The following is a 13,825-nucleotide window of genomic DNA, read 5'->3' as shown; positions in this document are numbered from 1 at the left end:
GGGCTACTGTGTGTACACATCTTTTTAGTTATAATCTTGAAAGAGCAGCCATCCTTCATAAACATTATAGAATTTAGCCAGTCCTTTTTGGAGTACAATAGGACCTGGTTTTCTTTGAGAGATATATCCTTTCCATCCACCCATTCTGGCAATTATCCATGTTGCCCATTTCAGGGTGTTTACTTTTGCGGGATTTCTTAGCTTTTCGGTTGTCCCGTCCATTTTTTTACCGATCATTTGTAAACAGTCTTGCTCTTTTTTATCAAATACCTCGTCTATAGATTGCTCATTATCATCTAAATAAGCAAGCATCATCTGCAATATTCTAAGGCTTGCCATCATCGCCAGCAAGGTAAGTTTACGAATGGCCCATCCTTGCTCCAATTGTGATCTTTCGATTTTAAAGCCCTCTGTTTTCAATAAGCGATGTATCTGTTCAATATGCCATCGCTCTTTATACCAACCGATGATCTGCAAAGCCTGGTCTGCACTTGTTACTTCGTATGTGGTTAATATTCGCCAGCGGATACCTTGTTGTCTGTTTTGTTCAATGGCTTCCACCACATATACGTCCTGAACGTTGGGCTGGTGCTGATCCCTGCATGAAACCGGCTTTAAAAGTTCAACCTTTGTCCACTTTAGCCCTATTTCGGCAATACGTTTAGGGGTGCTTTTTCTGGTATCACCCCTTATAGACAGGTTATACTTATACATCACCGGCAATGCATTCAGGCAAGTACTTAACTTTAACTTCCCGCTTATCTGACGGTCATGATTGGAACGGATAAGCAGATGTACTTTATCTTTTTCTGCTACCCCAAACAAATCATAAATATCACTTTCACGATCAGCAACAATCGTGATTGTATTCGCCTGTTGCAATAAATCCTTACTCTGATTTGCAGCTTCTATCCATTTGTAAGATTCCTTTTCATGGATGGGTAGATGCTGATAATGCCGCTCTCTTTTCCCAGGAGCCTCCAACGCGCGTTCCCATGTCTTAATAAATGAATAGCCCAAAGCATGACTTCTATCTGCGTCAACCACTAAACTACTATGTAACATAAACCCCAGTATATCATCCCTGGATGTCGTTCCCAAACCACTTTCCGGCTTTACTCGTCCTTGTTTGGACGAAAAGTTAAATTCGGTACTATCTTGTATACATAATAAATGTCTCCCTGTACTTAATGCGCTGCAACGATCTGTGATACTTTTGATGATCCCCGATTCGCTAAAGCTCTCATTATTAAATAAACGATAAAAGCTGCGCTGCTCTGATTCATCTTCTGTAATTTCTCGTAAACTACTACTTCGCCCTATAGTTAGCTTTCTTAATACCTGTCTGGCGCGTTTTCCTATTCGCTTGTCTCCAAATGAACCCGCAAAATCCGGGTTAGAATTCACTAATTCATCCATCTCTCAAAACTCTACCTTTTTTCTCACAATTGTGTACACACAGTAGCCCAACGGGAGGGAACTGGAAAAGCAGGACCTGTTACCCAGGAATCGCATATATACTAACTAAAAAAGTCCGGAACTGTTAGCCCGGACTTCTTATTATACCAAACGAGCAAGTTTAATTTTAATGATACAGATAGGCGTTGTTCATCATCGAAACACCGCAGGTGGTCTGGAACGCATTGAGTACCTGGGTATCTGAAGTTCGGGTACCCCAGATGTTCCACATGAGTCCCGAGGAGTTACGAATAGACCAGGCTTGCCCGGCATTGAGATCAAGCCATCCACCGTAAGTACCAGCGGTTCCGGTGTGCTGTACAAATTGACAGGCCCAGCTGGCAAAAATACTTTTCATGCCCTGTGTATCTCCATTGCCGTTTTCGTCATTCAATATACCACCAGCCGAACTGCATAAGCTGGACATAGCGTAGTCCATCGCTTTTTTACCTGTCCCCAGGTAATCAACCGATGGATATTCGGAACGCAGCAAATCGCATGCGCCAATAAAAGTTCCCTGCGTATAGGAAAGTGCACCCTCTGTAATGGTTCCGTTAGGAATAATAGCGCCTTTAACTTCGCCGGTATTAGCATCATACAGGCGCGCCACCATCCAATCCATAATTAGCTTGGCTTTTGTTTTATAGGAGCTATCGCCAGTGGCCTGATATAGCAGCATAGCGCAGATAACGGCAGGTGCGTTTACACAAGTATTTTTGGTGTTGTTATTGGTATTCCACCACAATCCGCCGCCTAATACCGAAGTGTCCCAGGCCCGGTTCCACATCATGTTAAAGTTGTTTTTGGCCATGTCGAGCTGACCGCCATCATTAGTGATGTGATAAGCCCTTATACACATTAACGATCCCCAAACCACATCATCATTATAGATATTATTTGACCATAGGGTACCGTATCCATCACGAACACCATTGTACAAATATTGGATCTTGTTCAAAAAATCGGTACTTGGATTTAGGTTGTAAGCATCTATCAGCGTTTCAATGGCTTCCTGCTGCGTCCAGAAATCCATGCGGCCGGTATGGCCATCATCTTTCCAATAGTAGGCTTTGTAAGAGGGGCCATAAGTGCCATATTGATTATAAAAATGATTATTGTAAACCTGCATAGCTACTAATGCCTCACTTTTGGCGGGGAAGGGTGCCGCAGCCAGCCTAACATTTGTAATTGTGGAGCTTGCGTTAGCAGCGCTCTTACCAGACACCTGTTCTTTTTTACAACTGGTGAAAACGCTACTGGTTGCTAAGATTAAAATGACAGCCAGCTGTTTGCTGCGGTACAGGAATAAGTTTACTTCTTGTTCATAAAGTTTAAAATAACGGTTCATGATTCTTCTTTTCATAATGTAGTGAATAAATGGTTATTGTAGGTTTACTTGCTCGTTCAGGTTAGCAAAAAGAGGAGGTTTATGATCTGGCATTCTCCCATAAAGATTGGCAGATTGTTATAGATTAGGGTTGGGTTAATACGTAAAAAAGTTGTACTGGGTTACCAATGATAGGTTTATTCAAAGCAACAATATGTATCTGTGTGAGAGTATGCCCTGCCCAGGCCCCGTCCGATTCCTTCCCTCGGGAAAGGGCAATGTCATTAAGTTAAGCACATGGATCCCCACCTAAATCCTCCCCGGTAGGGAGGACTTTAAAAAATTGAAGCTAAGTCTCCCCTTCCGGGGGAGATTATTACATGAGGGCTTCGCCGTTTAGAGGGGGCTTTTGCGGAATTGCTTTTGCGTTTCCCCTTAACTTAATGACATTGCGGGAAAGGGAGGAAGGGATTTCTCCGTCATTGCAGTTTATGCCGCATGTATAAACCCCTCCCTACCACTACACCATCCATACGCACCGTGGGGAGGGAATTGAAGATCCGGCTCTCTATTGTTAAATATTTATTAAGCGTAGTTTAAAACATTTTATAGTTAAAACGTATTGATTAGTTATAGAATATGAAAAACTGCATACTATTGATTTTTATCGTATTATGTGCTATAAATGCTTCGGCACAGCAATATTTATTATCGGGACGGATAACCGATCAGCAAAATAACCTGATCCCTTTCTCGTCTGTATACATTAAAAACTCCACTTATGGTACAACCTCCAATGAGGATGGGGCCTATCAATTTAAGCTAAACCCTGGCACTTATAGTGTCATTTACCGGGTGGTTGGTTATAATGAGAAAATTGTAAGTGTAACCATAGCCGACCATGATGAGCAACTGAATGTACAAATGCAGGATGAAGTGTTTGCCACTAATCGTGTAGCATCTGTTTATCAGAAAAACCATGACGCCGGCGATACCATCATGAAACAGGTGATTAAAAAACGGAAGTATTATATTGAGGAAGCTACCTCCTACTCCTGCGCGGTTTATATCAGAGGTGTACAAAGACTACTAAGCGCACCCAAATCATTGCTATCACCCGCCGTAAGGCAAACCCTTGATCTCGACTCTAATGGCAGGGGGATTCTTTACCAGTCGGAATCGTTGTCTGATCTCAGCTTTCAAAAACCCAATAAAGTACGGGAGATCACCATTGCTAAAAAAACTTCGGGTATCAATACGGCGTTCAGCTATAATAAAGCGGCCGACCTCCAGGTGAATTTTTATCAGAATGTATTTGCTATTAATGGCCTAAGCACCCGGGGCTTTGTATCGCCGGTAGCTGCATTCGCCGGTATCTTTTACCGGTATAAACTGCTGGGCACTTCGATAGAGAATGGCAGAACGATTGATAAAATACAGGTGATACCCCGTCGCGGGCATGGCCAGTACTTTGAAGGTAATCTATATATTGTGGAGGGCGACTGGCGCATATACGCTGCCGATTTGTACGTGACCAACAAGATGAGTAACATTAACCTGATTGATACCCTGCAAATAAAACAACAATACATTGCCGTTACCGACAGTGTATGGATGCCGGCTTCGGTACAATTTAACTTTAAGGGCAAGGTATTGGGATTTAGATTTGGCGGTTATTATAATACCATTTACAACAACTATAAAATTAATCCCACTTTCCCGGATAGATTTTTCACAGGCGAAATATTAAAGGTTGATACAACGGCCAATTCCAGAAAAGAGGATTACTGGGCTTCGGCACGTCCGGTTCCTTTAACCAAACAAGAGGCCCGTGATTATCAGAAAAAGGACAGTATAGCCGCTCTTAAAAAAACCGACCAGTACCTGGATACTCTGCAACACCACAAAAATCATATCAATTACCCGGGCTATCTCATATTTGGGTATCACGCCAGCAACCGCAGTGAAAAAGACTCACTGTACATATTTCCCTTCATCCAAACGTTTTATTACAATACGGTTGAGGGTTTTGGTATCAATGCCAAAATAACGTATACGCACGTTTTGGATAGTCTCAGGGCGTACAGTATAACACCCGATGTACGGTACGGCTTCTCCAACAAAATACTCAGCGCCAATATGTATGGCGAGTACCGGAATGATCCTTTTCACAATGCTAAATTTTTTGCCGGTTTTGGCAGCGACGTGCTCGATTTGAATAACGTAGGCACGCGATCGTTATATTTTAATACCCTGAGTACCCTGCTCAGCGAAAACAACTATGTAAAATATTACCGGTCGCACTACGGCATGTTTGGCTATCAGCGCGAAATATTGAATGGTGTTTTACTCAATGGCAACCTCAGCTATTCCAGCCGCAGTCAGTTATATAATACCGCTTTCGGCAAGTTTAAGGATGTGAAGGATAGGGAATTTACCTCCAATAACCCTTTAGCTCCGCCGGGAACGCCGCCAAATGATCATTCGGAATTATTTCCGGATAACCAGGCCCTCGTTTTCGCGGCATCGGCTATCATTACTTTTGATCAGCAGTACGAAACCCGGCCCACCGGTAAATTCAATCTACCTTCAAAATACCCTACCCTAACCGTCAATTACCGTAAGGGTATTAAAAACGCGTTCGGATCTGATGTGGATTATGATTTTGCATCGGTTGATATTTCGCAAAACAACATCCGTTTAGGTTTAACCGGTTTCTCGTCGTTCAAGATATCGGCAGGTGGCTTTTTCAATAATGATAAGCTGTATTATATGGATTATAATCACTTTTTGGGCAACCAGGGTTTAACCTTCGACCCAACTTATGTGGGCAGTTTCCATTTCTTACCTTTTTATACCTATAGCACCAATGGCGCGTTCCTGGAGGCACACTATCAGCATAATTTTGCCGGATCGATATTTAACAGGATACCCCTGCTGCGGAAACTAAAACTGGAAGAGTTGATAGGTGCCAATTTCCTTACCACCAAAGGCAATACCAATTACCGGGAGTTTTACATCGGTGTGCAACGCCTCATTTTCCGGGTTGATTATGGTATCTCCTACGCCGGCAACCAGAAATATATACAGGGCTTCAGGATATTTTATGGGATAAGATAATGGTTTAGTGAGTGGTTGGGTAAAAATCGCTTCATTGATTAACTCAATAAACTACTCAACTATTCAACCACTTAACTTAATCAACCACTCACCTAATCAACTTATTCAACAAATTCTTATCTTTGCGCCTCATTTAACACCGTTTGCAACGGTATCAATGGATTATGGCACAATATAATACACTACTATACTATTGTTACTCAACAATAGCCGATGCGGAGCAATTTGCTGCCGATCATTTAAAATTTTGTAAAAGTTTAGGCTTAACTGGTCGCATTATTGTAGCAACCGAGGGACTTAACGGTACCGTTTCCGGCACAGCCGAAGCTTGTAAAACTTATATGGATACGGTACACGCCGATGCGCGTTTTGCCGGTATCGATTTTAAGATTGATGAGGTGGATGCTCCTTCGTTTGTAAAAATGCACGTGCGGTATAAATCGGAGATTGTACACTCGGGCCTGCGCGATCCTAATATGATCAATCCGCAGCAACAAACCGGCAAGCACCTGGAGCCAAAAGATTTCCTGGCGATGAAGGACCGCGATGATGTGGTGGTACTTGACGTACGCTCCAACTACGAACATTCGCTGGGAAAATTCAAAAACGCGGTAACACTGGATATCGAGAATTTCAGGGATTTCCCGGAGATGATTAACCAGCTGGCTCAATACAAGGACAAAAAGATATTAACCTATTGCACCGGCGGCATCAAATGCGAAAAAGCATCGGCCCTGTTGCTGCACGAAGGTTTTAAGGATGTTTACCAATTGCATGGCGGTATCATTAAATATGGCAAAGAAGCCGGCGGTGAAGATTTTGAAGGTAAATGTTATGTTTTTGACAACCGCCTTTCTGTCGATGTAAACAGCGTTAACCCGGTGGTCATATCTACCTGTCGCAACTGTGGTGAGGTAACACACAAAATGATCAATTGCGCCAATCCGGAATGCAATGAGCATTTTACACAGTGTGATAAATGCGGTACCAAAATGGAGGGTTGCTGCAGCGATGCCTGCCAAAATCACCCCCGCAAAAGAGAATATGATGGTACCGGTTATTATGTAAAAGTACCGCAGCCTGTAAATACACAGAAAAAAGAAAAGATACAGCTGGCTGAATAAGTTTGCCTACTTATAAAAACTTCGTAAGTCTAACTCCATCAAAAAAGAATCCCCGGTGAAAACATCATCGGGGATTCTTTTTTGCTTAAGCTTTTTTCTTAGCCGGAGCTGCTGCTGGTTTAGCAGCTTTATAACGCTTATCTGGCGTTCCGTCTTTTTTTAATTTTGTTTTGTCTGCTTTATTTGCTTTGTACCTTTTATCGGCAGTACCATCTTTTTTGGTTTGTGGTAAGGCGTAGGTGGTAAGAGCGCCAAAGCTCATTACGGCGAGCATTAGCATGGTGAATAGTTTCTTCATGTTTGTTAGTTTATCGTTGTTTAAATGCAAGCTAACAAAATAGCTTAGCATCTGCAATAGCTATTTTGTGCTTGTTATAATACAATTATATAGCGGCTATTGTTTTTTATCCGGCAGGCAAACTGTATTTTCGTACCACTGATCACATTTGGGTATCTGTTATAAAGCACTATGCGTAAAGCTATTTGGATTGGTTTACTCCTGTTTTTCACTGTTATTTTTCACTCCGGCGCGGTTGATATCAAAAGCATAGGTGTGCCTTATGTTCAAAACTACACCAAAAACATATACCAGTCGGGTAATCAAAACTGGTCGGTTACGCGCGACGAGCAGGGCATCATGTACTTTGGCAATGCCGAAGGCCTGTTAAGTTTCGACGGAAAATACTGGCAGCAGCACCATATGCCTAATGGTCTTATTGTGCGCTCGGTTTTAGCCGATGGCAAGGGCAAAATATACACCGGAGCCTTTGGCGAGTTTGGCTACTGGCAGGATGACAATAAAGGTTTCTTAAAATATAACTCGCTCATTAGCCTGGTACCCAAACAATACCGCCCCATAAACGAGGAGATCTGGAAAATATACATCGACGGCGACAGGGTGCTGTTCCAATCATTCGGTGCTATATTTATTTATGCAAAGGGCAGTATCAGCGTTGTTAAAGCGCCCAAGCCTTATTTGTTTTTATTTCAGGCTGGTAAACGTTTTTTTGTAGAGCAGGTATCGGCGGGTTTGTTTGAGTTAAAGGGCAACCGCCTGGAGTACGTGCAGGGCAGCAATATATTAGGTACCAGCGGCGTACTGTCCATCCTCCCGTTTCAGGGTAATAAATATATCATCGGTACCGCGCAAAACGGCCTGTTTATTTATGATGGCACACGCATAAGCCCCTGGGCCAACCAGGCAAACGACTTTTTAAAAACCTATCAGCTTAATAACGGGGCAGTGATACCGGGTAAATATTTTGCTTACGGCACCATACTCAACGGCATTGTGATAATAGATACGGCCGGGCATGTAGTACAGCACATCAATAAATCGAGCGGGTTACAAAACAATACGGTTTTAAGTTTATATACCGATAGTGAACAAAACCTATGGGCTGGGCTGGATAATGGCATCGACCGGATAGAGGTAAACTCGCCGCTGTATTTTTACTTTGATAAAACCGGCAAGTTCGGAACAGTTTATGCCAGCATCATTTTTGATAAAAAAATATACCTGGGCACCAACCAGGGACTTTTTTACAGCGATTGGATTGCAGATAATAACCAACTTTTTCAATCATTTGATTTTAAGCTGATACCGGGATCGCAGGGGCAGGTATGGGATCTGTCGTTACAGGATGGGCGACTGCTTTGCGGTCATAATGATGGCACTTACCAGGTAAACAGTAACACCATCAGCAAAATATCAACCGTAACCGGTGGCTGGACCATCAAAAAACTGGGTCAGGACAAGCTGGTACAGGGTACCTATACCGGTCTGGTGATCTATAAAAAAGACGCGGCGGGCAACTGGGTGTTCAGCCATAAGGTGGAAGGTTTTGGTGAACCCTCACGCTATGTGGAGCAGGATAGCAAAGGGCAGATATGGGTAAGCCATGCCTACAAAGGCATTTATAAACTCACGCTGAGCAGTGATCTTAAAAAAGTAACCTCTACCATATATTACGACAAGCAGTACGGCCTGCCCGGCAGCTATAACGTGAACGTATTTGACCTCGACAACCGTGTTGTTTTTTCATCAGACTCGGGCTTTTATATCTATGACGACATTACCGACCGATTTTTTAAATATACCCAGCTTAATAAAAAACTGGGCACCTTTGCATCCTCCGGTAAGATCATCAAGGCCCTGGGTAAACGGTATTGGTTCATTAACCAGGGGCGTGTTGCCCTGGCCGATTTTTCGGTACCCGGCAAAACCAGTATCGATACCAACAGGTTCACGATACTTAACGGGCAAATGGTACAGCATTATGAAACCATCAACCGCATTAACAATTTAACTTACCTCATCAGTATCGATGATGGCTTTGTGATATTAAATGATGGCGATGCCCTTTCGCCCAATCCAGTAAAAATACCGCCAGTGCTGATACGCCGCATTGAAAACGTAACCGACAAGGTTTACGTGATCAGCGATATGAACAGTATACATAACACTATTGAGATACCTTACGCGCAAAACAATATCCGCATTGCCTACTCGCTACCTTATTATAAGCAGGCCAAAATTAAGTTTCAATACTACCTGGAAGGATACTCCCGCCAATGGTCTGACTGGGCACCGCAAAGCCAGAAAGAGTTTACCAATCTTGACCAGGGTACCTATCATTTTAAAGTACGGGCCAAGATCAATGATCAAAATGTATCGGCTATAACAACCTTAACTTTTACCGTGCTGCCACCCTGGTATGCGAGTAAGCTGGCTATCCTTTTTTATGTGCTGATGCTTGTTTTGGCCTATTACCTGATAAGATATTATTACCGCCTGAAACTCAAACGCCATCAGCAGTATATACAGGAGAAACTGCAAAAAGAAAAAGAGGAGTTTTTAAAACAGGAAGCCATTGCCAACGAGCAGCATATCATCAACATTAAAAATGAACAGCTTCAGGCCGACCTCGCCGGCAAAAGCCGGGAGCTGGCCAATTCGGCCATGAACCTGGTTTATAAAAATGAACTGCTGCAAAAGATCAGCGAAGAAATAACACACCTGAAAGACAGCTCGGGCAAGAAACTGGCCGACGACCAGTTACGACGCATACAGAAAGTAATTGATGAGGGCATGAATGATGAGCGCGACTGGAACATCTTTGAAAAAAGCTTTAACGAAGCACATGAAAACTTTTTCAAAAAACTCAAATCAGGGCATCCCGATCTGGTACCAAACGATCTGAAATTATGCGCTTACCTGCGTATGAACATGAGTAGCAAAGAAATGGCCTCGCTGCTTAACATCTCCTTGCGCGGTGTGGAGATACGCCGCTACCGCCTGCGTAAAAAGCTCAACCTGGAGCATGATAAAAACCTCACGGAGTTTTTAATAGAGCTTTGATCAGCCGTCTCTCTTAAAGGTAATAGCCTATCATTAGACATTTGTCCAAAAAGGCTGTCATGTTGCTTGTCGAAGCATGATGGGCAGGGCCTCTGCGCTCTACCCTTTGACAGAGCTCAGGGTCACAGTCCCCTCTTTGGAATTTACCGCAGCTTGCTCACTACCCCCCAATACTACATCATTACCTCTCACCTCATCAATTCATCTTCACCTGCACAGGTTACAACATGTAGTATATACACATTTCATATCTAATACACAATAAATTGATAATCAAATGATTAAAAATTAAAAATCAAAACATTGAGCAAGTGTTTTTGGTTTGATGTATTAATGTTGAGTTATTTTTTTTGATAAAAGCTTAATATCTGCCCAGCTTTGTCAAATAATAAACCAATTATTTTCTAACACTTACTTACTATTAACCACTATGAAAAGAAACCTTACTATTTCTGTGTTGGTGCTATTCTGCTTCTTTTTTGTTAACACTTCATTCGCTCAAAATGCTCCGGTAAAAGGTAAAGTTACCGACGCCAATACCAGCGAGCCTTTAATTGGTGTAAGTGTGGCTGTAAAGGGTACCACCACCGGCACACAAACCGACGTTAACGGCGCTTTTACCATTCAAGCGCCTCCTGCTGCAACACTTGTTTTTACCTACATTGGTTACACCACACTGTCGTTGTCCGTTAATAACCAAAGCACGTTAACCGTAAAACTGCAGCCTGAATCCAAAGAGCTTCAACAGGTGGTGGTAATTGGTTATGGCACGCAGAAAAAACGCGATGTAACCGGTGCAGTAGCCAGCGTAAATGGCGATCTATTGGCCAAGCAACCAGTGCAAACAGCAACCCAGGCCTTGCAGGGTAAAGTTTCAGGTGTTCAGGTTTTATCATCCGGGCAGCCAAACTCGGCACCTATTTTACGTATACGCGGTACCGGCTCTGTACTTGCCGGTGCAAACCCGCTTTATGTGGTTGATGGGGTATTAACCGACGATATCAGAAACATCAACACCAATGATATATTAAGCCTTGATGTGTTAAAAGATGCATCGGCAGCCATATATGGTGTGCGTGGTGCAAATGGTGTGGTTATCATCACTACCAAAAAAGGCAAAAGCGGTCCGGCTACCGTAAGCTACGATGCTACTGTAGGATTCAGGCAGGTGGCTAACCCGCTTCAATTAGCCAACCGTGCGCAATACACCGATTATCTGAAAGATGCAAACCCTACTGCCGATGTAAACGCCCCGGTAACATTTCCGGGCACTACCGATTGGCTAAAGGTTGTTTCGCGTACCGCATTTACCACCAACCATAACGTTTCGGTTGCAGGAGGCGGCGAAACCAATACTTATTTCATCAGCGCCAATTACCTTGATGACCAGGGCGTTATTAAAACCAACGGATTCCAACGTTTTACTATCCGTGCTAATAACGAAATAAACATATCCAAAAAACTCAAATTCAGCGAGCAGATTTCTTTGAGCCGCGGAGCCGAACAAACGGTTAATCTTAATGGCATATATGGAAATATTTACCGGGCAGCACCCATCATCCCATCAATTGTTGATGGTAAGTACGGTAATACCTCGGCATGGGGTAATGTGGGTAACCCATTGCTGCAGTTAGATAAAGCCAACAACTTTACGCTCAACAACCGTGTGCAGGGTAATGTGGCCTTAGATTATAAACCTATCAGCTCGCTTACCTTCCATTCTGCATTTAACACCGATGTTCGTTTTAATAACCAGAAAAACTATCAATATCAATTCCTGGCAGATAACAGCACCTTTACTGTTGGTGGCGGCAATCAATACCAGAATAACAGCGTGCTGTTTGTTCAAAATGATGACTCTTACCAGTACACCTGGGATAACACCGTAACTTTTGACAAAACATTCGGCAAACATCACTTAACAGTTTTAGGCGGTTTCGTTACCGAAAAAAACAAGTCGAATTTTCTCAACGGCTCCCGCCAGGACGTACCAGCCAACCAGGATCAATGGTATCTGAGCCTGGGTAACCCTGATGTAAATGCTAAAGACGATAACGGCGGTGGCTTGTTTACCAGGCAATCATTTGTGAGTCGCGTAAATTATGGCTTCGAAGGTAAATACCTGTTAAGCGGTTCATTTCGTCGTGATGGCAGCTCTAAATTTAACCAGCACTGGGGCAACTTTTACACCTTTGGTGGTGGCTGGGTAATTTCGGAAGAATCGTTCATGAAAGATAACCACCTGTTTGATCAGTTGAAACTACGCGCCAGCTACGGAAAGTTAGGTAACGATAATATTGACCAGGCGCTGTACATTGTTACAGCCACTTCAAACCTGCCTTATTATTTTAATAACACCTTAAACCTGGGTAGTGTGATACAGGATATTAAAGACCTGAACCTGAAATGGGAAACCACAACCCAGTTTGATATCGGTTTAGATTTTGCCATTCTCAACAATCGTTTAAGTGGCGAGGTTGACTATTACAATAAAAAAGTAGCCGACGCGCTAACCAAAATACCACTCCCAGGTATTCTTGGCGACCCAGACAATACCTATATCACCAACGCAGCCTCCTACAGCAACAAAGGCATTGAGCTGGGTTTAAAATGGAACGACAGGATCAACAGCAAACTTTCATACAGCATTGGGGCAAACATCAGCTATAATAAAAACAATGTGATTGGCTTAAATGGTGGTCAGGCATTATACGACGGTGGTATCAACTCCAACACCGTTACGCGTACAGACAATGGCCAGCCTATTGGTAGTTATTATGTACTGCAGGCCACCGGCGTTTTCCAGACAGCGGCCGAAGCCGCTACAGCACCAACTAATACCTTTGAGGCTAATAAAGTTGGCGGTTTAAAATATGCCGACATTAACCATGATGGTAAAATTGATGCAAACGACCGTGTTTATGCCGGTTCCTATCAGCCTAAATACTATGGCGGCTTTAACTTTGCTATCAATTACACCCATTTTGACCTGAGCGCCGATTTTACAGGTAACTGGGGTAACAAGATCTACAATGGTAAAAAGAATTCCAGGGGCAGCGAAAACGATAATATAGAGGCCAGTTATGCCGATAGCCGCTTTACAACCGCTAAACCGTCAAATACCAACCCGAATGTAATTACCGCTTCAACACCGCCATCAACCTATTTTATCGAGTCTGGCGCATACATGCGTTTGAACAATTTAACGTTAGGTTATACACTGCCATCGGCTATGTTAAAGAGAGCCAATATTTCTAAACTAAGAATATTCCTGACCTCGCAAAACCTGTTTACTTTGAAACGGTACAGCGGCTCGTCGCCAGAATTATTTAATAATGATGTTAACACCGGCATTACCGCAGCAGGTATAGATAATACCAACTACCCGGTAACCCGCACATTTGCTCTTGGTTTGAACCTTCAATTTTAATATGC

At 43.0% G+C, this 13,825-nt stretch carries 7 protein-coding genes; 4 read left to right on the top strand and 3 right to left on the bottom strand.

Annotated features, from left to right (window positions below):
* Nucleotides 1–24: 24 nt before the first annotated feature.
* Together BW976_RS28455 and BW976_RS28450 are read right to left on the bottom strand one after the other, a co-directional pair.
* Nucleotides 25–1,419: an IS4 family transposase gene (locus tag BW976_RS28455; RefSeq protein ID WP_076379022.1), complete on the bottom strand. Its 1,395-nt coding sequence runs from the start codon at nucleotides 1,417–1,419 to the stop codon at nucleotides 25–27.
* 166 nt (nucleotides 1,420–1,585) lie between these two features.
* The gene (locus BW976_RS28450) at nucleotides 1,586–2,821 is read right to left on the bottom strand and encodes a glycoside hydrolase family 76 protein (RefSeq protein WP_076379020.1); all 1,236 of its coding nucleotides are present in this window, start codon (nucleotides 2,819–2,821) and stop codon (nucleotides 1,586–1,588) included.
* A 603-nt stretch (nucleotides 2,822–3,424) separates the two neighbouring features.
* Here BW976_RS28450 and BW976_RS28445 point away from each other — a divergent pair.
* A complete protein-coding gene (locus BW976_RS28445) occupies nucleotides 3,425–5,905 on the top strand; it encodes a DUF5686 family protein (RefSeq protein WP_076379018.1) in 2,481 nt (826 codons plus the stop codon).
* Nucleotides 5,906–6,069: 164 nt separating this feature from the next.
* Complete coding sequence (trhO, locus tag BW976_RS28440; protein ID WP_076379016.1) at nucleotides 6,070–7,029, top strand: oxygen-dependent tRNA uridine(34) hydroxylase TrhO; 960 nt, start codon at nucleotides 6,070–6,072, stop codon at nucleotides 7,027–7,029.
* 85 nt (nucleotides 7,030–7,114) lie between these two features.
* Here trhO and BW976_RS28435 read toward each other — a convergent pair whose 3' ends face one another.
* Nucleotides 7,115–7,327 carry a hypothetical protein gene (locus BW976_RS28435; protein ID WP_076379014.1) on the bottom strand — a complete coding sequence of 71 codons (213 nt, stop codon included), beginning with the start codon at nucleotides 7,325–7,327 and terminating at the stop codon, nucleotides 7,115–7,117.
* A gap of 171 nt (nucleotides 7,328–7,498) precedes the next feature.
* Here BW976_RS28435 and BW976_RS28430 point away from each other — a divergent pair, with 171 nt between their 5' ends.
* Entirely contained in the window at nucleotides 7,499–10,390 is a 2,892-nt protein-coding gene (locus BW976_RS28430) for a ligand-binding sensor domain-containing protein (RefSeq protein ID WP_076379012.1), read from the top strand.
* A gap of 430 nt (nucleotides 10,391–10,820) precedes the next feature.
* Entirely contained in the window at nucleotides 10,821–13,820 is a 3,000-nt protein-coding gene (locus BW976_RS28425) for a SusC/RagA family TonB-linked outer membrane protein (protein WP_076379010.1), read from the top strand.
* Nucleotides 13,821–13,825 lie beyond the last annotated feature (5 nt).

This window comes from Mucilaginibacter lappiensis, from assembly GCF_900155965.1.
Taxonomy (GTDB): domain Bacteria; phylum Bacteroidota; class Bacteroidia; order Sphingobacteriales; family Sphingobacteriaceae; genus Mucilaginibacter; species Mucilaginibacter lappiensis.
The sequence above is the reverse complement of the archived record's forward strand: the minus strand, read 5'-3'. Positions and strand labels throughout refer to the sequence as shown.

Coding starts and splice junctions, on each gene's coding strand:
- BW976_RS28455 (WP_076379022.1), bottom strand. CDS start 1,419: ATGGATGAATTAGTGAATTCTAACCCGGATTTTGCGGGTTCATTTGGA.
- BW976_RS28450 (WP_076379020.1), bottom strand. CDS start 2,821: ATGAAAAGAAGAATCATGAACCGTTATTTTAAACTTTATGAACAAGAA.
- BW976_RS28445 (WP_076379018.1), top strand. CDS start 3,425: ATGAAAAACTGCATACTATTGATTTTTATCGTATTATGTGCTATAAAT.
- trhO (WP_076379016.1), top strand. CDS start 6,070: ATGGCACAATATAATACACTACTATACTATTGTTACTCAACAATAGCC.
- BW976_RS28435 (WP_076379014.1), bottom strand. CDS start 7,327: ATGAAGAAACTATTCACCATGCTAATGCTCGCCGTAATGAGCTTTGGC.
- BW976_RS28430 (WP_076379012.1), top strand. CDS start 7,499: ATGCGTAAAGCTATTTGGATTGGTTTACTCCTGTTTTTCACTGTTATT.
- BW976_RS28425 (WP_076379010.1), top strand. CDS start 10,821: ATGAAAAGAAACCTTACTATTTCTGTGTTGGTGCTATTCTGCTTCTTT.